Origin of the sequence: Nostoc edaphicum CCNP1411 (assembly GCF_014023275.1) — a bacterium.
GTDB classification, from domain to species: Bacteria; Cyanobacteriota; Cyanobacteriia; order Cyanobacteriales; family Nostocaceae; genus Nostoc; species Nostoc edaphicum_A.
Map to the genome: position 1 here is coordinate 6,397,452 of NZ_CP054698.1, position 19,308 is coordinate 6,416,759.

At 41.2% G+C, this 19,308-nt stretch carries 21 protein-coding genes and 1 pseudogene; 11 read left to right on the plus strand and 11 right to left on the minus strand.

All coding sequences use genetic code 11. The features are described from left to right. Positions 1-81: 81 nt before the first annotated feature. Entirely contained in the window at positions 82-531 is a 450-nt protein-coding gene (locus tag HUN01_RS29715; RefSeq protein ID WP_181929181.1) for an RpiB/LacA/LacB family sugar-phosphate isomerase, read from the plus strand. 71 nt (positions 532-602) lie between these two features. Then, a complete protein-coding gene (locus tag HUN01_RS29720) occupies positions 603-1,985 on the plus strand; it encodes a carotenoid oxygenase family protein (RefSeq protein WP_181929182.1) in 1,383 nt (460 codons plus the stop codon). A 218-nt stretch (positions 1,986-2,203) separates the two neighbouring features. On the opposite strand, the gene HUN01_RS29725 is transcribed toward HUN01_RS29720, so the two are convergent. From HUN01_RS29725 to HUN01_RS29735, 3 genes are all read right to left on the minus strand, one after another. Then, positions 2,204-2,911, minus strand: coding sequence for a hypothetical protein (locus HUN01_RS29725; RefSeq protein ID WP_181929183.1), 708 nt, complete (start codon positions 2,909-2,911; stop codon positions 2,204-2,206). Between the two features lie 122 nt (positions 2,912-3,033). Then, positions 3,034-3,741 carry a CAP domain-containing protein gene (locus tag HUN01_RS29730; RefSeq protein ID WP_069071309.1) on the minus strand — a complete coding sequence of 236 codons (708 nt, stop codon included), beginning with the start codon at positions 3,739-3,741 and terminating at the stop codon, positions 3,034-3,036. A 290-nt stretch (positions 3,742-4,031) separates the two neighbouring features. After that, positions 4,032-5,159: an acyltransferase family protein gene (locus HUN01_RS29735; RefSeq protein WP_181929184.1), complete on the minus strand. Its 1,128-nt coding sequence runs from the start codon at positions 5,157-5,159 to the stop codon at positions 4,032-4,034. 118 nt (positions 5,160-5,277) lie between these two features. On the opposite strand from HUN01_RS29735, the gene HUN01_RS29740 reads away from it, so the two are divergent. After that, a complete protein-coding gene (locus HUN01_RS29740) occupies positions 5,278-5,736 on the plus strand; it encodes a peroxiredoxin (protein WP_181929185.1) in 459 nt (152 codons plus the stop codon). A 75-nt stretch (positions 5,737-5,811) separates the two neighbouring features. Here the strand turns inward: HUN01_RS29740 and hpf are convergent, their stop codons facing one another. Next, positions 5,812-6,456 carry a ribosome hibernation-promoting factor, HPF/YfiA family gene (gene hpf, locus HUN01_RS29745; protein WP_181929186.1) on the minus strand — a complete coding sequence of 215 codons (645 nt, stop codon included), beginning with the start codon at positions 6,454-6,456 and terminating at the stop codon, positions 5,812-5,814. A 631-nt stretch (positions 6,457-7,087) separates the two neighbouring features. Here hpf and lipB point away from each other — a divergent pair. Together lipB and HUN01_RS29755 are read left to right on the plus strand one after the other, a co-directional pair. Next, entirely contained in the window at positions 7,088-7,747 is a 660-nt protein-coding gene (gene lipB, locus HUN01_RS29750) for a lipoyl(octanoyl) transferase LipB (RefSeq protein ID WP_420832754.1), read from the plus strand. A 309-nt stretch (positions 7,748-8,056) separates the two neighbouring features. Then, positions 8,057-8,257, plus strand: coding sequence for a hypothetical protein (locus HUN01_RS29755; protein WP_181929187.1), 201 nt, complete (start codon positions 8,057-8,059; stop codon positions 8,255-8,257). Positions 8,258-8,335: 78 nt separating this feature from the next. Here HUN01_RS29755 and HUN01_RS29760 read toward each other — a convergent pair whose 3' ends face one another. Next, the gene (locus HUN01_RS29760; protein ID WP_181929188.1) at positions 8,336-9,100 is read right to left on the minus strand and encodes an amino acid ABC transporter ATP-binding protein; all 765 of its coding nucleotides are present in this window, start codon (positions 9,098-9,100) and stop codon (positions 8,336-8,338) included. 87 nt (positions 9,101-9,187) lie between these two features. Between HUN01_RS29760 and HUN01_RS29765 the strand changes: the two genes are divergently transcribed. Next, entirely contained in the window at positions 9,188-10,696 is a 1,509-nt protein-coding gene (locus tag HUN01_RS29765) for an ABC transporter permease subunit (protein WP_181929189.1), read from the plus strand. 31 nt (positions 10,697-10,727) lie between these two features. On the opposite strand, the gene HUN01_RS29770 is transcribed toward HUN01_RS29765, so the two are convergent. Further along, the gene (locus HUN01_RS29770) at positions 10,728-10,949 is read right to left on the minus strand and encodes a type II toxin-antitoxin system HicB family antitoxin (RefSeq protein ID WP_181929190.1); all 222 of its coding nucleotides are present in this window, start codon (positions 10,947-10,949) and stop codon (positions 10,728-10,730) included. Between the two features lie 148 nt (positions 10,950-11,097). Here HUN01_RS29770 and HUN01_RS29775 point away from each other — a divergent pair, with 148 nt between their 5' ends. Next, entirely contained in the window at positions 11,098-11,733 is a 636-nt protein-coding gene (locus tag HUN01_RS29775) for a restriction endonuclease subunit R (RefSeq protein ID WP_181929191.1), read from the plus strand. 114 nt (positions 11,734-11,847) lie between these two features. Further along, positions 11,848-12,009, plus strand: a pseudogene (locus HUN01_RS29780) (Uma2 family endonuclease); the annotation flags it as partial. Positions 12,010-12,031: 22 nt separating this feature from the next. Here the strand turns inward: HUN01_RS29780 and HUN01_RS29785 are convergent. Continuing rightward, the gene (locus HUN01_RS29785) at positions 12,032-12,478 is read right to left on the minus strand and encodes a type II toxin-antitoxin system VapC family toxin (RefSeq protein WP_181929192.1); all 447 of its coding nucleotides are present in this window, start codon (positions 12,476-12,478) and stop codon (positions 12,032-12,034) included. Continuing rightward, a complete protein-coding gene (locus HUN01_RS29790) occupies positions 12,475-12,720 on the minus strand; it encodes a hypothetical protein (RefSeq protein ID WP_181929193.1) in 246 nt (81 codons plus the stop codon). Before HUN01_RS29790 ends, HUN01_RS29785 begins: the two co-directional genes overlap by 4 nt. Positions 12,721-12,954: 234 nt before the next feature. Here HUN01_RS29790 and HUN01_RS29795 point away from each other — a divergent pair, with 234 nt between their 5' ends. Continuing rightward, entirely contained in the window at positions 12,955-13,116 is a 162-nt protein-coding gene (locus HUN01_RS29795; RefSeq protein WP_181929194.1) for a hypothetical protein, read from the plus strand. A 60-nt stretch (positions 13,117-13,176) separates the two neighbouring features. Here HUN01_RS29795 and HUN01_RS29800 read toward each other — a convergent pair whose 3' ends face one another. The 3 genes from HUN01_RS29800 to HUN01_RS29810 all read right to left on the minus strand — a co-directional run bounded on the left by HUN01_RS29800 (position 13,177) and on the right by HUN01_RS29810 (position 15,937). Beyond that, entirely contained in the window at positions 13,177-14,256 is a 1,080-nt protein-coding gene (locus HUN01_RS29800; RefSeq protein WP_181929195.1) for a GUN4 domain-containing protein, read from the minus strand. Positions 14,257-14,582: 326 nt separating this feature from the next. Next, positions 14,583-15,587 carry a glycerate kinase gene (locus HUN01_RS29805; RefSeq protein WP_420832755.1) on the minus strand — a complete coding sequence of 335 codons (1,005 nt, stop codon included), beginning with the start codon at positions 15,585-15,587 and terminating at the stop codon, positions 14,583-14,585. A 17-nt stretch (positions 15,588-15,604) separates the two neighbouring features. After that, a complete protein-coding gene (locus HUN01_RS29810; RefSeq protein ID WP_181929197.1) occupies positions 15,605-15,937 on the minus strand; it encodes a DUF565 domain-containing protein in 333 nt (110 codons plus the stop codon). A 558-nt stretch (positions 15,938-16,495) separates the two neighbouring features. On the opposite strand from HUN01_RS29810, the gene HUN01_RS29815 reads away from it, so the two are divergent. Both HUN01_RS29815 and HUN01_RS29820 read left to right on the plus strand, forming a co-directional pair. Then, complete coding sequence (locus HUN01_RS29815) at positions 16,496-17,122, plus strand: hypothetical protein (protein ID WP_181929198.1); 627 nt, start codon at positions 16,496-16,498, stop codon at positions 17,120-17,122. Positions 17,123-17,271: 149 nt separating this feature from the next. Next, on the plus strand, positions 17,272-19,248 hold the full coding sequence (locus HUN01_RS29820; protein WP_181929199.1) for an ArnT family glycosyltransferase: 1,977 nt from the start codon (positions 17,272-17,274) through the stop codon (positions 19,246-19,248). Positions 19,249-19,308: the final 60 nt, after the last annotated feature.

The window sequence follows — 19,308 nt, forward strand, 5'->3', positions numbered from 1 at the left end:
ACGTAATTTGTAATTCTTCCCTGTCTCCTATAAACATCGTAGTATGAGGAGATGGGGAAGACTAATTTCAAAGGGGAATGCATGAAAATCGCTATTGGCAGTGATGAACGCACCAACCTTACCGATAGGGTACTGGAAGAACTTAAGCAGCGTGGGCATGAAGTCATACTCTTCGGTTCCCTAGCCGAGAATGATCCTGAAGTTGATTGGCCTCTTAGTTGTAGTAAAGTTGCTTTGGCAGTGGCAACCCAGAAAGCAGATGAGGGAATTGTCTTTTGTTGGACTGGTACTGGCGCATCTATTGCCGCCAACAAAGTTTCTGGGATACGTGCAGCCTTGTGCCATGATGCTGAGACGGCACGCGGGGCCCGCATCTGGAATCATGCGAATGTCCTTGTATTAAGTTTACGTGCTACTACAGAAGCGATCGCTAAAGAAATATTAGATACCTGGTTTAGCACACCCTTTTCTGATGATGAGTGGAATCTCCTGCAAATCAAACGAATTAAACAGTTAGAGAAAAAGGTTTAATTTGTAGACCGATTGCAAAAATTCCACAATCAGCATAATGGCAAACCCAAATTTACAGTTAATTCAGCACAATGGTAACAATAGCAGTCAATCCCTATCTCGATCGCAACTTCGCTCCAATCCGTGAAGAAATCACCACCGACAAATTGTCAGTTATCGGTGAATTACCACCTGAACTATCGGGGATGTTTGTGCGGAATGGCCCTAACCCTCAATGGACACCCATCGGTGAATATCACTGGTTTGATGGCGATGGGATGTTGCATGGTGTGCAAATTAGCAACGGCATAGCCACTTATCGTAACCGCTACGTGCAGACAGCCGGATGGAAAAAAGAACGAGAAGCGGGTAAAGCTATCTGGAGTGGGTTGTTAGAACCACCGCAAATGGATAACCCTCACGGTGGCTACAAAAATACTGCCAATACTGCCTTAGTGTGGCACGCCGGTCAAATGTTGGCGCTAAATGAGGGGGGTAAACCTCACGCCATCAAGCTGCCTGAATTAGAAACCATTGGTGAGTATAGCTACAATGGGAAGCTAGTTTCTGCCTTCACAGCCCATCCCAAAGTAGACCCAGTTACAGGCGAAATGATCTTCTTTGGCTACTCTGTGTTTGTGCCACCGTACCTGCAATATAGTGTAGTCTCAGCCCAAGGCGAACTGTTGCGGACAGTGCCAATCGAATTGCCCATAGGAGTGATGATGCACGACTTCGCCATCACTGAAAACTACACGATTTTCATGGATTTGCCGCTGACTTTTAATCTTGAAAGGGCGCAACGAGGAGAACCTATAATGATGTTTGAGCGCGATCGCTCTAGTCGCTTTGGAATTCTACCACGTCACGGTGACAACAGTAATATCCGCTGGTTTGAAAGTCCCTCTTGCTACGTCTTCCATACCCTCAACGCCTACGAAGATGGAGACGAAGTAGTGTTGATTGCCTGTCGCATGACTTCTACTACTGTTTTGGGTTTAGATGATTCTCAACCCGACCCAGAAGCAAATATCCCCCGTTTACATCGCTGGCGATTTAACCTCAGCACGGGTACAGTACGTGAAGAAATGTTGGATGATGTAGCTTCCGAATTTCCTCGCGTCAACGAAAACCTATTGGGGCGAAAAACCCGATATGGCTACAGTAATAAAGCGGCAGACAGTCCCCTACCTTTATTTGAAGGTATTATTAAGTACGACTTCAGCAGTGGAAAGTCCCAAACTCATGAATTTGGAGAAGGACGCTATGGCGGTGAAGCTGTGTTTGCGCCGCGTCCTGGTGCAACAGCTGAGGACGATGGTTGGCTTATGACTTTCGTTCATGATGAGGGTTCAGATACTTCCGAATTGGTAGTGGTGAATGCCCAAGATATAACTGCTGAACCTGTAGCGCGGGTAATAATTCCTCAGCGAGTGCCTTATGGGTTTCATGGTGCGTGGGTTGCAGAGGAATAAGTTAGGTAGATAATACTTTCGGTTAAAGCAATAGACGCGATGAATCGCCGTCTCTACAAAGGACTAATTATTGTAGAGACGGCGATTTATCGCGTCTTTGAACCTCAGCGTTGAGCCTTTGAACCTCAACGTTAATCCTGGTTGAAGCGGGTAATAAATTATTGCCTGCGATCGCCAAGCTATTCAGTTTGAGTTTGGAATAATTTGGACAGTATACTTTAGTTGTCGGATACTTTTGCTCGGAATAAATCAAAAACTTCCATTCCCTCTTGTAAGAACAATTCAATCTGTTCTGGTTCAAGACGTACATTTTCACGGTAATAGATCAAGCAGGCGTCAGATGCCTCTAGACATGGTGTTGTTTGTATAGCTGGGTAAAATCCTATTTTGCCTTCAAAAAAATTAACTACATTGTCAGTAAATATCTGGCGAATGCCTTCCTCATGACTACCACGTAACAGATATTGTTCAGAAAATCTGGGATATTTTTCAAACTTTATATCCTGGTATCCTAAAAAATGACTGAGTTGGTCTAAAATTCCTTTTGGTTTTAACAAAAACTTAGGAAGACGCATATTATCGTCATATAAAAAAGCTACTGTTTGCCAATGTTCGTGTCTAGTTTTAGCACTAGATATTGAGTATCTATATTCAAATATGTATATTTTAAAGTTTGTTATTTCTTCTGACAATATATTTTTAACTAGCTTTCTCCCTCCTTGCTTGAATAGTCTAAAATTATGTAAATGCTGCATGATGTTGTTACTGTCTTCTGATAAGAAGTTCATTGTTAACTGAGCAGCAATAAGTTTTATTTTGTCACTTCTCTGTTGTTCTTTTTTTGTTTCCCATTGAAAATATAAAACATTTACAACAACAGCTACAAGAGTAAAAAATACTATAAAAACAATAAAATCTCTAGACATAAAACATACAATTTTGGATTTTAGATTTTAGATTTTGGATTGGGAATAAGGCATTGTGCAGAGGGGGAAACTCTTCTCCCTTTTTCCATGCTTCCTGCTTCTTTCCCATTCCCCATCTCAAGTTATTTTTCCTGATACCCACCAGCGTAGTTAATTACACAAATTGTTCTATATGATTTGTGAGTTCCATAAGCAACACCGGAGACTTTAAAAGCGCCGTTAAAAATGCTTTTTCGATGACCGCGATCGCGCACACCATCATCAATAATTAATTGCATGACGATATCTTGAGCAGTGCTTGGGCCATAACTGATATTTTCGCCTGCGGTTGTTTGCCATTTACCATAGCGGTTGATGCGAGTAAAAGGGTTGCTACCATCGCTACCATTATGACCTGTAGCACCTTTTGGGCCTTGGTCTTTAACGTGGTCTTTTGCTCCTAAAGACATACCTTTAGATGCACTCAACGCTCCTACAGGACGCGCTGTTTTCAAAAATGCGATCGCTTCATCAACTGCTTTAACTCCTTCTTGAGTTCGCAAATAGGTATTATTAGAAATTTTGACTCGGTTCCCCTCAAATCGCTTTCTATAATTTTCCAGAATCGGGAGATATGCCTTGGGATTTGTTCGTACTTTATTTGTTTCAATAATTACTTGTTGTTCCAACGGTGAAAGGTAACTCGCCTTTGCTAACAAAGTCGGACTAGTTTGTTGTGGAACTACCGTTGGGTTAGGGTTGGCGACAGATGGATTAGATTGAAACAGTTGATCTGAGCAGCCGAATATCAAAGCAATTGGAAAAAATAGCCAAAATCTTATGCGACGCATCCATTACCTCACAATTTTGCTATGGATTAATTTAGTGAATTAGAAGAAATAAGAATTTTCAACGCACAGATAAGTTTGTAGACTATTCTGCCGTTAGAAACGATATTAGAACTTAAGTGAGTTCGCTAAAAAAAGCGCAGATTAATGCGCCAATAATATAGATAAAGTTGCGATCGCCTTTGTTCCTAAAATGTGACAAATCTATCACTTAATACCTGTTGTAACCTTGATAACACTAAAACGTAAATAACAACAAAAATCTTTTTATATTCTGACGCCTGCTTTCAAATTTACACTTTGAGAAACCAGCGTTGCCGATACATCAGAACACCAACAGCCCACCATAAAAATACAGTGACTATGGCAAATAATAGAGAACCATTCAACGTCCCCGCCCAAGATGCGAAAAAATTCTGGTAAATCCAATTGTAAGTACTGGGAGCGTCTTTGCCAGTGCCGATAGTGGTTCTGACTAAGATTTTAATCAATAAAACCGATGCAACGAAAAGAGCGATCGCATTTAAGCCCATAATTTCAAAAGGCTTACTCCAGCGACGCATCACCCGTACTTCGATCAGTTCATAACAAGCCGCTAGCAACAGTAACGCCCAACCGCTGCTAAAGACCACATAGGAACTTGTCCACAGCTTTTTGTTGATGGGGAATGTCCACCCCCACGCCCAACCAATAATTAAGCAACCGACTCCAAATAATCCTAAACCTATACTTGTGCGTGACTGTACAGGTTGGCTGCGTATCCATTGACCAGTGAAGTAGCCAGCGAGGACATTTACTATGGCGGGAATAGTACTGAAAAGTCCTTCTGGATCTCCCATAAAGTTGAACCCGTCACCTTTATATAAATGTGCTTTGGGAATAATCAGGCGGTCAACATAAGCGCCGAAATTACCATCCCGCGTCAAAACTCCCGCACCATATTCTGGCACTGGTACATACATCATCGTTACCCAGTAGCCGATGAGTAACACTGCTGCTAGTATCCATTGACCTTTACGCGGTAGGTTGAGAACAGCTACGGAAGCTAGCAGATAGGTAAGGCTGATGCGCTGTAAGACTCCCATAAGGCGGATGCTGCTCAAATCAAAAGTCCAAATACCCTGATTCCAAAAGCCATTTAGCAGCAATCCCAAGGCAAAGAGAATGGCGGCACGGCGTAATATCCGCCAGTAAACAGCTGAGGATGGTTTGTTGCCTTCGGTGTACTTTGACAGTGAGAAAGTCATCGCTACACCGATAATGAAGAGAAAGAAGGGAAATACTAAGTCAGTTGGTGTGCAACCGTGCCAATCGGCATGGGCTAAGGGAGGATATACATCATCTGCAACTCCCGCCATATTGACGAGAATCATCGCGGCGATGGTAATGCCGCGAAAAACATCCAGTGAAGTCAGGCGCATAAGCGGAATTTTGTGTTAGATGAGTATCTAAGCTACTCCGCTTGATGCAAGTAATCAAGCAAAATTTATGGACTTGGATACAAGGTAAAATTTTGTTAAGTAATTACCACCACTTATTATGGCAATCAAAGTTGGAGATACCGCTCCTAATTTCACTCTACCTGCTCAAAATGGCTCAACAGTTAGCCTACAAGATTTTCGCGGACAAAAAGCTGTTGTCCTATATTTTTACCCCAAAGACGACACACCTGGATGTACGGCTGAATCATGCGCCTTTCGTGATCAATATGAAGTGTTTAAAACCGCTGGTGCTGAAGTTGTCGGCGTGAGTGCCGACTCTAGCGAATCTCACCAAAAATTTGCTACGAAATACAATCTACCTTTTACTCTGTTAACTGATAAAGGCGACCAAGTGCGGAAGCTATATGGCGCAACAGCTGCCTTTGGCTTGTTCCCTGGTCGCGTTACTTACGTCATTGACCAACAAGGAGTTGTGCAATACGTGTTTGATTCAATGTTTAACTTTAAAGGTCACGTTGAGGAAGCGCTGAAAACTTTGCAACAGCTTGCAAAATAGGAAAATGGGCATTGGGCATTGGGCATTGGGCATTGGGCATTGGTTATTTCTCCCCTATTCCCTATTCCCTATTCCCTATTTAGAATGCGACTTTTCCGGCATACCAATACTCGCGTGGGCTGACTTGCCATTCTTGCCGTTGGTATGGCCGTTACCATTGCGGGGTTGAATCACACCATAACCGCCGTGGTTGCGTTCGTAAATTACATTAATCTCTCCAGTTTCAGAATTGCGGAACATATAAAAGTCGTGTCCCACGAGTTGTAGTTGTTCCAGGGCTTCTGTAGGGGTCATCGGCGGCATGGAAAAATATTTGGTGCGGACGACTTCGTTAGGCAATTCGGGGGTGCGATCGCCAATTAAATCTGTGACTACCGTATCTGCAACAACTACTTCTGTTGGTAGGGCATTAGTTTTCTGATCTTGACGCCGTTCTTTGTATTTCCGCAGTTGACGGGCAATTTTATCTGCAACTAAGTCAATGCTGGCGTATAGGTTTTCGCTACTTTCCTCGGCACGGATAACGCTACCATTAGCGTAAATAGTTACTTCAGCCGCTTGTCTTGGATTAATTCGGGGATTACGGGCGACGCTAAGATGCACATCCACTTCATTTGTAATGCTCTGAAAGTGACTAACTGCTTTCTCAATCTTTTGATGTACATACTCACGAATTGCATCGGTGATTTCAATATTTTTGCCGTGGATGACAAGCTTCATGTAAACTCTCCCACTGAATATTTGATGTGTGAATTTGCTTTGTATGAAAAGAAATTGCGGTAAGGTCTATTACTTCCGCCAAAACAAATTGTGAACTTTATCTATGTACTGCTTGTAAGCTGTCTCTAAGCTTACTACGTCTGGGTTTTTGCTCATTATACCCTTGATTTACCTCCTCATCTCTGCGCTGATATCCAATTGGATATTCACCTAGAACTCTTTAGTGAGGAAATTTGAGCAGTAGCTCCTGTAACTGTCTTCTGTGTTAAAACAACGCTTACAGAACTGTTGATATTTGCTCCTTCTGTGTTTGGTTGAATGTTTGCTTGCTGTTGTTCAATAATACAAGTCTTTGTGGAAATTTGATTCTGTTTGAAATGCAAACTAACGTTATGAGAGTCATCAGCCAGTACATTCGTCTTTATCGTCTTGGCATGATGCTTATTGCAGAGAATTCCTCCTAAAACCTATTGAGGTTGTATATTCAAGCTAGCACTTTGTATTTTCTAATGCATATTCCCTTGACTTTCCTTTAAAATCCTTTGCAAATCTTGACATTTTTTGACTCCAATCTTCCAATTTGAAATATATTTCGTCCTTAATACAGTTGATTTTTGGCATAATCCGTAGTATGGAACCACACATAAACCGTTGTTTGCTGTATAACCAAGGATTGATGCCTTACTTAGAAGCTCATGGATGGCAGCGATCGCTCCTCGCTGAGCGCATCCATGACCCCAGTCTAGATGACGTGTTAATTTTACTAGAACATCCACCTGTCTATACTCTGGGACAAGGAAGCAACTCAGATTTTCTCAAATTTGATATTGACAAAGGTGAATATGATGTGCAGCGAGTTGAACGAGGTGGAGAGGTTACTTATCATTGTCCCGGTCAACTGGTGGGGTATCCAATTTTAAATCTGCAACGTTATCGTAAAGACCTCCATTGGTACTTACGCCAACTCGAAGAAGTCATAATTCGCGTATTAGCAGTTTATGGGTTGCAGGGAGAAAGAATTCCGGCTTTTACTGGTGTTTGGTTGCAAGGGCGAAAAGTTGCGGCGATTGGAATTAAAGTTAGCCGTTGGATTACCATGCACGGCTTTGCATTAAATGTTTGTCCAGACATGACAGGCTTTGAGCGCATTGTACCCTGTGGTATTTCTGATAAACCTGTAGGCAGTTTAGCCGAGTGGATTCCAGGTATTACTTGCCAAGAAGTCCGTTTTTATGTAGCGCAGTCCTTTGCTGAAGTATTTGGAGTGGAATTAGTAGAGTCGCAGCCTTAAGGATTGTTCCGGTCTGAGTAAATTCAGCTTGTAATTATGTAATAAATACTATAGCAGTCCTATTTAAATTGTGAGACACTTATGATAGTAGTTCATATTTAATAGTATAAAAACAACTATTTCACTGCGGTTGTCAAAACTAAAATCTAATACCAATTCAATTAATGATTGCAACACATTTTTGGGTGAAGACGCGATTCATCGCGTCTCTACAAATGGTCTATTTGTCGCATTCTTTTTTCAAATTGGTATAATTATTTACAAATATTCTATATTAACTATTTACGGCTATAAAGCACAACTTTGCGCGTGAATTACTCAAATAATTTCCAGGTATATGCCCCATCGTTAACGTCTCTGAGAGAACGTGATTGGACAGCTTTGATAGAACTATTTGATAGAGATGACGGTGATGAAATTGAAGCTGACATCAGCGGTAGTTTATTTTGGCTGATACCTGAACCTTGTTGGGAAGATGATCCCTTTGATTTCTTACGCGAATACCTTTAATTAGTGCTGAGTGATGAGTGCTGAGTGCTGAGTGGGAAGTAGTGAGTGAGGAGTTTCAAGGAAGTTTTTAATTACGAATTACGAATTACGAATTATTTGAAGGCGACTTAGGAAAATACGTAGGCGATCACTTTGGGGATTAGTCAGCACTTCATAAGCTGGGCCTTGTTCTGTCACAATACCTTTGTCTAAAAATATCACCTGATGGGCTACTTCTTTGGCAAACTGCATTTCATGGGTGACAACCACCATTGTCATCCCTTCTGCGGCTAATTGTTGCATCACTTGCAGAACTTCGCCGACAAGTTCGGGATCTAGGGCGCTGGTGGGTTCATCGAATAGCATGATTTGGGGATTCATGCACAAACTACGGGCGATCGCTACTCGTTGCTTTTGTCCGCCAGAAAGTTGTTCGGGATAAGCAGAGGCTTTGTCAGATAAGCCAACTTTTTCTAAATATAATCTCGCTATTTGGGCGCTTTCTTTCGGTGTTTTACCTAAGACTTTACGCGGTGCGAGTGTCATATTTTCCAGGACGCTGAGATGAGGAAACAGGTTGAACTGCTGGAAAACCATACCTACTTGTGTCCGTAGTTCCCGCAGTTGGTTATATTTGACAGTGGGTCGGGATAAGTTGATACCATTGATTATTAAACGCCCTTTGTCAATGGTTTCTAGCCGATTAAAGCAGCGTAGTAGAGTACTTTTACCACAGCCGGAAGAACCGATAACTGCAACGACTTCTCCCCGGTTGATTTCACCGGTGATTCCTTTGAGGACTTTTAGGGAACCAAAGTTTTTTTCGATATTGTCAAAAATAATGGCGGGGATGGTATTGTTCATTACTTATGTCAAGCTGCTCTACAGTTGATTGTAAGGTTTTAAGTAACCGCAGAGGCGCAGAGAGCGCAGAGGAAGAGAGAAAATAATATGGCTAAATTTGGTTTTGTGCGCTGGTGTGTGGTTGTAGGTTTTAGCTGTTTATTACTGATTAGCTGTGCTGTGAACTCTAGCGCAGGGAAAACTCTGCGGGTTGCTACGGAACCGACGTTTCCACCTTTTGAGTTTCAAAGACAAGGTGGTGAGTTGCAAGGTTTTTCGATTGATTTGATGAATGCGATCGCACTTACAGCTAACTTTAAAGTGGATTTTCAAAGTCTGCCTTTTGATGGGATGATCTCAGCTTTGCAAGCCAAAACGGTAGATGCGGCCCTTAGTTCGATCACGATTACAGAGGAGAGGGCGAAGACGATTTCTTTTTCCCGTCCTTATTTTAAGGCTGGGTTAGCGATCGCAATTCGTGCAGACAATCAAGATATTACTGGTTTTGACAGTCTCAAAAATAAAAAAATCGCAGTCCAAATTGGCACAACTGGGGCTGCAAAGGCTAAAAGTGTTCCTGGGGTGCAAATTCGCAGTTTTGATTCAGCACCTATAGCCCTACAAGAATTGTCCAATGGTAATGTGGATGCGGTAATTAATGATGCACCTGTTACTTTATATGCTATTAAGACGGGCAATCTCAAGGGAATTAAAGTAGTAGAGCAATTACTGACAGAAGAGTTTTATGGAATTGCTACGGCTAAAAATTCTCCGAATTTGGCATTGATAAATGATGGTTTGGATAGGGTGTTGAAAAATGGCACTTATGCCCAAATTTACCAAAAATGGTTTCAAATTGAACCGCCATCATTACCAGAGAAATCACCATTTGAGAATCAAACTAACACTAACGCATCTAACATATTTACTTCAATTAGCGTGATTTTGCAGGCTTTGCCAAGTTTATTGCAGGGTGCATTGGTAACATTGCAATTGACGATACTTTCTGTAGTGTTTGGTTTAATTGGCGGTTCGCTGATTGGTATTACACGCCTTTCTCGGATCGCACCTATGCGTTGGATAGCGAGGGCGTATGTAGATTTTTTTCGGGGAACGCCTTTGCTGGTGCAAATTTTTATGATTTACTTTGGCTTACCAGCAATTTTGCAAGAAATTGGTTTGACATTTACTTTTGATCGTCTCACTGCTGGAGTAATTGCTTTAAGTTTGAATAGCGCTGCATATATTGCCGAAGTCGTCCGTGCTGGGATTCAATCGATTGAAACAGGACAATCAGAAGCAGCAGAATCATTAGGTTTGAGTTCTGTGCAAACTATGAGTTATGTAATTTTTCCCCAAGCTTTCCGGCGGATGATTCCACCGTTGGGTAATGAGTTTATCAGTTTGTTGAAAGATACTAGCTTAGTTGCGGTAATTGGGTTTGAAGAATTGTTCCGCAAAGGACAGTTAATTGTCGCTGATAACTATCGCGCTTTTGAAATTTATGCGGGTGTAGCGGTGGTTTATTTATGTTTGACGTTACTTTCTTCACAGGCATTTAGCCGTTTAGAAATGTGGATGAATCCCATTAAAAGCCAGAAGAAATACGATACATAATAATTTTCAGTAGGGTGTGTTACGCCGCAGGCTAACGCACCATTAAATCTTCTTTAGGGATAGGTTGATTATCAGCCATTAAACTTTCAAGATATAATTCAATAGCTTCTGTAATATTCTCAATAGCTTCTTCAAAAGTATCGCCTTGAGAATGGCAGCCTTTGAGAATAGGACAAAAAGCGTGATAACCACCATCTTGTTCTTTTTCCAGAAGAACCGTATAGTTATAAGCTTGCTTAATGTTGTTTTCCATATATTTTCACCTTTTTTGAAAGCTACTAATTTTTAGCTTAGACTTATCCATAATGATAGAACAGATTTTGCGGTGGGTAAATATTTCGTTAAAATAGGTTTGATATAGGTAATTTTGATTGGGTTGCACTTTAATTAAGCAAAAATATATGACAATTCTCAATGCTCGTAATTTATCTTTAGAAGAAGTTCAGCGTCTATTCGGTTTTCAAGAAGAATACAGTGACTCATTTTCTAACTACTTATCTCTGGAATCTCTCACGGAAGTAGAACAGCAGGAACTTCTGCAAATTAGAAATGATTTTCGACGCTACCTGATAGCAGGTAAAGTTTCTGAAGGTCAGGTAAAGTTTCTTGCAGTTGCGCCTTTACTAAGATTAGCTGGTTTTTATCGCTATCCGATCGAGATTGTTTTGGAGGAAAATATTGCTGATATTGAAGTTGAAGATGAAGATATCAGAATTAAAGGAAGATTTGATATTTTAGCTATTAGTAAAGCTAAACATACAAAACTTCAAAAATATTTTTGGGTACTGTTAATTGAATCTAAAAATAGTCAGATTGATATTTCAACAGGTTTACCTCAGCTACTTACATACTCTTATAAAAATTTAGATAATCAAAAATCAGTTTGGGGATTAACGACTAACGGTAGAAGTTATCAGTTTGTCTATATCGAACAAGGAAATCCCCCGATTTATTACCTATTGCCAGAATTAAATTTAATGGAAAGAGAACGTTCAAGTCAGTTGCTACAAGTTTTAAAAGCAATTTGTCAGCTTTGAAAGCATTGATGCTGAAGTTGAGTAAATTAACGATGAAATCAACCAGACATAAAGCACTTAACAGGACAGTTTGACCCAAGTATTAAGGCAATCTACAAGCCAAGGTAACAATTTATGAGTCAAGCCATACCTAAACTAGTAAGCTTTGAAGATTTTGCAGCGTGGCGGCCCGAAGGCGGAAGATATGAATTACATGATGGCGTGATTATTGAAATGCCTCAACCAACTGGTGAACATGAAGATGTTGTTGGCTTTATAGCTAGAAAACTAACAGTACCATCGCACTAAATCCCAGCCTCTAGCTGTTTATGCTATTGGGATGAATAATAGTAATTCCTTCAACTTCTAGAAAGTCTTTTGGGTTTAGAGTCAAAATATGACTGATGCTATGGGCAAGCACTACTGCTTGTATGCGTAAATCATGGGTGCGTTTACCTGAAATTTTATGAGTTGTAGCGAGGCTAAACCAAAGGCGAAATATATCTGGTGTTTCTTCTAGCCACTCAAACTGATTTATTAGCATTTGCAACGAGAGTTCGGTTTCTTCTGGTGTCCATCCAAATCCATTTACAGCTACAGGACGAGTGGCTACAACCCAAAATTCAATTAAAACTTGAGATGTAATAAAACATCGATGGTTATTAGATATTAGATACCTGATTGTGCGATGGACAAGATTGTAATCGGGTGAAGCTATATCCCTGGAGCGTAACAGAATATTAGTATCTAATAAATAATTGGTCATACTTCATCATCGTAGATATTTTCTCGACGCAAAGCTTCATCATCAAGGTTGGCATAACTTTTTGGTGCTGTATCTATCCACTCCTGCCAAAGTAATAATCTCTCTGATGATGTTTTAGGTTTACTAGCTAGAGCTAGTAACGTTAAATTCTTGTTACTAAGTTTTTCTTGAAAGAGTTTTTGCTCTTCGGGGGAGAGGTTTAGTACCACTTCTACAAGAGAATTAACAAGTTGTACATTCATAGTTATTTATACAATTCACTGGGTCAGTCTATGCGATGGGCTTTCGCCTTGCCCTGATGCTGCTTTACTATAATACTGACTATTGCTTCTGCCATACAGCAAAAGACATAGCTAATTTCTCGTAGACTTTAAGCGAACGTTTACAAGCTTTGAGCAATGAGTGGAATACCACTGCACGCCTTTTTGATTAAAGTCAAAAGTCAACTTTGAAAGTAATCGCAAAATCCAGGACAAATGAGACTACCTTGGGATGAATGGGAAGCAAGTAACCATGAAATAGAACAAGTAGCAAGCAAATTTATCTTTGCTAATTGCTATGACACCCAAAAAGCTTGCATTGTACTACAAGCACAACAAGAAGAATTTTTTTCTGCCCAGCAGGTAACGGAAACGTAGAAACCGCAATACTTCGTGCGAAATTACTAGTTTGTGAATCTTCACAATTTCCTGTAAACCTTATATGTTACAGCTTACAAGTCTCCACGCGAGAAAAGACGCGAACGACTGTAGCCGTATCCCCCCAGTAAACGTCTTCTTAAGTCCCTCAAATGGATAGTTCCCAAAAGCAGGCAAATGTCCCTGCGGAGAATTTGTAGTAAAGGTCAGGTCTGAGTAAGATAGCCAGTCTTTTATACCTTTTCGCCATCCAATGCGATCGCCAAACTTTTGGTAGTCATTTCCAACGCTTTCCCAAATCTGCTTTTGCACACTAAACCCAAAGTGCCCATTGCTGTATTTTACCCACAGTTGGTCAATCGTGCGTAAGTCAGTGCAAGGAAAGTTATTAATAGATTCAGCATCAAGCCAGCCTTGTTGTTCTTTGCCAGTGGCTTTGAGCATAACAACCAGAGTTTCTTGATCAGCTTCTTTCCAATTCCCTGCTTTAAGTAAATCGCGCAATCGCGTATAGTCTACACTCTTCTCAGAGGAAAGGTCATCAGTTTCCTGTGTTAGTTTTGCGGTGGTTGTTTGAGTAGATTGCGGTTTTTGTTGCCGCCTCTCGATTTTTTCTTTGAGTATGCGAATGGCTGTCTGTTGTCCCAATAGATTTGCTTGTTCTTGTTCCCGTGGTCGTTCCTTCTTTAGCTTCTCAGCAGTCGCCCGAATCCCTTTAGCTACATCTGTGAAGGCTTCATCTTGATTATGCCAATGCCTTGACACTACAGGTTCAGCATTCTTAGGCAAAGCTTGAAGTTTTCCAAACGGTGCGCCATTCCAATCAACACTTCGCAGAATAACCGGGATAACACAAGCCTCTCCAGTATGGTGACGTTGTATTGCCTTTTTAACTTCGACATCCCAGCAATATTTAGAAAAAAGAAAATCTGAACTGATGAGCAACAGAATGATGTCGGCGGTGTTTAGATTATCGTTAATTTGGTAATCCCACTCCTCTCCAGGTAGTATCCTGCGATCGCACCAACTTGAAATCACACCCTGCCATTCTAAGATAGCCAGGTGTTTAGCTAGTTCATCCCGTAGAGTTTCGTCTTTGTGAGAGTAAGAAAAGAAAAGCTTTAACGATACCTCTGGCATTTTTGGTCTATGGAGTAGGATAAATCATGCTTTAAGCAAATTATAGTGTTTTTAGCTGATTTGCTTGAGAACTAACGCCAATAGCTAGAGCAAAAGTTATGACAACAAGCCCGCCTCAGAATAAATTCTGAGTCTAATAGCGAAAGTCGTCTAAAGACGACTGAGAAGAGGTTATAGTCCGTTTTAACGGACTTTAGCTATTAGCCCGGAACTTTAGTTCTGGGCGGTTTATGTCTCAATACGGTTGGGTTGAAGAATGAAACCCAAACCCAACTTATATCTTAGAAATTACAAATTACGAACTTGTACTGAGCGTAGCCGAAGTATTACGAATTAGCCCGATCGCAATAAACTTCACCAAAGCTATGATCAGTATGGATCTCAATCACTAGATCAACTGCTGTTGCATCTTTTACCAACGGTTTGATGAATAATTCCGGGTGGAGCGATCGCCAAAAATAATTGACAAATTTCTCTATCTCTGCATTGCTCATCCCCGATTTACCCGCAGCAATCATCTGCTGTTCCGCCTGTTTGCGCCACTCCAAAGAACAGCGATAATCGGTGGGATATAGCACAATCAAACTGTCTAATCGCTTCCAGAGTGGTAGATAATCTTGGAGGCGAAGATTCATATCACGGGCAAATGCTCTATCTTCATCTGTGAGAATTGGCGGCGGTGCAGTATCAAATACATCTGCGTTAATTGGACGAACACCCACAAACCAACCTTCAAATAGTACAATGTCTATGTTTGTGACTATTTCTGGAGTGGTGCGATCGCCAGCACCTCCAAAAGCTGATTTATCAAAGCGGGGAACCATCACTGGACTTTGCGATTGGCGAATTTGATCTAGTACTTTTAAACCTAAGTCTATATCGTGGGTTCCTGGTGGGCCGCGCCAAATCAAGCGGGGATCTTGCTGTGTTAAAAGTAAGCGATCGCTGTAAGTTTTATATAAGTCATCTAAAGATAAACTCACAGTCCGGTATCCCAAGCGATCGAGAATCAAGCTGAGAACCTTGGACATTGTGGTTTTACCAGTACCTTGTCCTCCCAAAATTCCCTGAATCAGAGGGCGTTTTAACTGTTGACGCTGCGATGCTAGTTTGATCCCCAAAGGTAGCCACAAGTCCCACAATACCTGTAACATTTCCTTGGGTTCGATTTTGAGGCTAGTTTCGCAAAATTCGTTAAAAGCTGGTAAGACAGATTTTAGTAAATGCGATCGCCTTTCGATCACTTCATCTACATTTTCCGGCGTGATCCCAAAAGCTTTAGCCCTTGACTTATCTGCTAACGCCGCTTCTCTTGCTTCCTGCGTCCCCATCTCTTTCATCCCCCATCCTACGATCCCAGCTTAAAGGCTTCGAGAAACAGTCCGTAGGTGAAACCAACTTTGAAGAGATTTAGTGATTCTACCAAGAGCGATCGCTTGGCGAAAAAGCTCTGACTGTAAAATATTCTACTGGTCACTTCCGTCAACACTACTAAGAAAGCAGCTACCATAATGTCTAATACACCCTGTTGACCGGCTGTAGTGGAAATTACGTTTGCCAGAAAAAAACCGAACAAAAAACTAATTATTAGTAACGATAGTCGCCGCCAAGGATTTAAAAACCATTGCCCCAAGCGTGTAGCAATGGCATCCAACAAGTTATTGAGACGAGTGTTTTGCATCAGAGGGACTTCTGGGGAAAAGTCAAGATATCTTGAAATATCTCTTCTATATTAAGGAGGATATCGGTTTTAGCCTAAGCTTGTTTGTTAATATTATAGATATGTGCTGGGCTTCCAGTGTTGATTCAAATTTGCACGTACTATCATCTTTAAGAAACTACAGTCCCTTAAGGGGCGCTTATTGTAACAAAAGATGAAATATGCATCTTAGATTTCTCTAAGATTTGGCAAAGGATGCCTTATTGAAGCCGTTAGCGGTTTCAATAAAGTTTTCTTTCTTATACAAATTAATTGGCTGGATGAGTATCAAATCTTCCGGTTCTTATACAAGCCTACGGGCAATACACAAAGCAATAAGTGTCTGTAATCCTTGTTTATCCAACATCAAGGAAATTATTTTCTCCACATATTTTCTCACCAAAATGATACTTATAATACATTAGCGTGCCTAATTTTCAAAAAGCCTATAGTAAGCTACTTTCTATGATTAGCTTTTGTGATAATAGGCTAGTATTTGGTCAAGCCTAGACAAAATATTTATTTCTAATAACTATCAATATGAAATCCTCAGTATATCGTAACGTCGGTGTTACCGCTTCTTGCTTGGGACTGCTTGTTGCTCTGGTGGGATACTTTGGAGTTAGCATATCCTTTGAGTCTACAAACCCAGATACATCTTCACAACTGCCAACTGAAACTCAAGAGTGGGAAGCAACTTCTGTTTCACCTGAAAAAAGTATTTCCGCTAACCTATCTACTCCAGCAACGACTCCAACCAATCAAGTAGAACAAAGTAGTAAAGAGAATACTTATCCTGTCTTGGCAGAGCGTGATAAATCAACTAGCATTGCCAAGGAACAAGGGACTTTGCGGATGAGCAATCAAACAAATCAGCCTGTACGGCTGGCTCTACTGGCGCGACAGTCAGTAGCAAAAGGCTCTAGTAGTAAACAAGCTAACTATGATCTACCGGCACATTGGGATTTTGCTCCCCAAGAAGGTAGTGAGAAGGGATTGGTTCTATCCTTACCTCAGAATAATTTAAAGCTGGAGAAAGGGGATATTTTAGTTGCTTTTGCACAAGATGGTTCCCGTCGTTACTGGGGCCCTTATGTTGTCGGCGAAACTCAATTACCTAAATGGAATTCCCAAAACAGAGAATGGCAACTAGTACTGAGTCAATAAATGCGGTAGCGGCGCGTTGCGCCAGTGCTAAGTAGTAAAAATGTTAAATTTTAAGTTTATAACTCAGTATTTAACACTTGTTTTGTTGAAGAAGAACAAAATATAGATAATCAACGACTATTGATTAGTGATTGTTGACTATTGACTAAATGAGAATGAAATTGAGTGTTAATCGCACTGTTGATCAGTGGTTCAACAAAATAGGAAAGAATCCAGCCCTTGGTCTAACTGTGTCGATTTTGTGGTTGATGGTGGTTGGCTGGATAGCTTTTGGGTGGAATTTGGGCAACATTGGCTTGATTGATGAGACAGAGCCGTTGTTTGCCGAAGCTTCTCGCCAGATGTTCGTCACAGGTGATTGGATTACCCCATTTTTCAATGGTGACACTCGTTTCGATAAACCTGCTTTAATTTATTGGTGTCAGGCGATCGCATATTACATTATTGGTGTAAATGAGTGGGCAGTACGTCTCCCTTCTGCGATCGCAGCTTTCGGCTTAGTTTGTTTGGCTTTTTACACCGTACACTGGTACTTGGGTAAACAAGACGAATTAGAACAAGTTTCACGTCCTACTCGCCGCTACTCAACATCTTTCATGGCCGCAGCGCTTATGGCGCTCAATGGCGAAACTATTATTTGGGCGAGAATCGGCGTCTCTGATATGCTGCTCACCGGATGCATGGCATCAGCTTTGTTATGTTTCTTTCTAGGGTATGCGGGGAAGGGAGGGAGCAGGGAGCAGGGAGCAGGGGGAGCAGGGGGCAGGGAGCAGGGAGAAAGGGAGAAGAGTTTTCCCCTCTTCCCCCCGCACCCCGCCCCTCTGCCTCTTTTCAATGCCCAATCCCCAATGCCCCATGCCCTATTCCCTAATAAGTGGTACTTAGCATTTTATGTACTGATTGCTGGCGCAATTTTAACTAAAGGGCCAGTGGGAATTGTTTTACCAGGGTTAATTATTGTCGCCTTTTTGCTGTATGTAGGAAAGTTCCTAGAGGTGTTGCGGGAAATGCGCGTCCTCGTGGGTATACTGATAATTCTCGGTTTGTCAGTGCCCTGGTATGCTTTAGTAATTTGGCGCAATGGCTGGAATTTCATTAATGCCTTTTTTGGTTATCACAACCTAGAACGCTTTACAGAAGTAGTTAATGGTCACTCAGCACCTTGGTATTTTTACTTCTTGGTGGTGCTGTTGGGTTTTGCTCCATACTCCGTGTATTTACCAGCCTCTATAGTAAGATTAAAGTTTTGGCAGCGATCGCATTGGAGTTCCCAAGAACGTTTTCAGCAATTTGGTTTATTTGCGTGGTTCTGGTTTGCTGGCATCTTTGGCTTTTTCAGCATTGCTGTCACCAAACTTCCTAGCTACGTATTGCCTTTAATGCCAGCAGCAGCAATCCTGGTAGCCCTGTTATGGAGCGACCTTTTCCAAGATAAGGATACACGGCAAACAATTTCTGTTTCTTCCTCTCCCACTCCTCCCATCTCCTTGTCTTTTCTGCGAGTGAGTGGTTGGGTGAATGTAATATTTTTATCAGTTCTGTCAACAGCACTGTTTAACATAACTCAGATATTAGGTAGCGATCCAGCTATAACTAACTTCCACGAACTAATTAAACAATCTGGTTTACCAGTAATCGCTGGTGTAATTTGGCTTGTTTGTGCAGTTGTAGTTGCAGGGTTACTATTGAGTCGCCGCTGGAACTACATTATCGGTATTAACTTGCTGGGGTTTGTGGCGTTTTTGATTTTTGTTTTAACACCTGCTTCGTTCTTTATTGATCGAGAACGTCAATTACCCTTAAGGGAGTTGTCTGCCGTCATTTTAGAAGCAAAACAACCAAATGAAGAATTGATCATGCTTGGCTTCAAAAAGCCTAGTGTGGTATTTTACAGCAACATCCACATAAATTATTTAAGATTTCCCCAAGAGGCTACAGAGCATATTCAAAATCAGGCTGCGAAGGGACTACAACCTCCCTCCCTCCTGCTGTTGGCTGAACAGAAAAAGTTTTTACAAATGGACTTACAGCCAGATGATTACAAGAGTTTATCGACCAAGGGTGCTTATAACTTGGTTAGAATTCCTTTTAAGAAAAAGAAAAATGAAAAAATAGATATATCGTAATTGGGAATTGGGCATTGGGCATTGGGCATTGGGAATTGGGCATTGGGCATTGGGCATTGG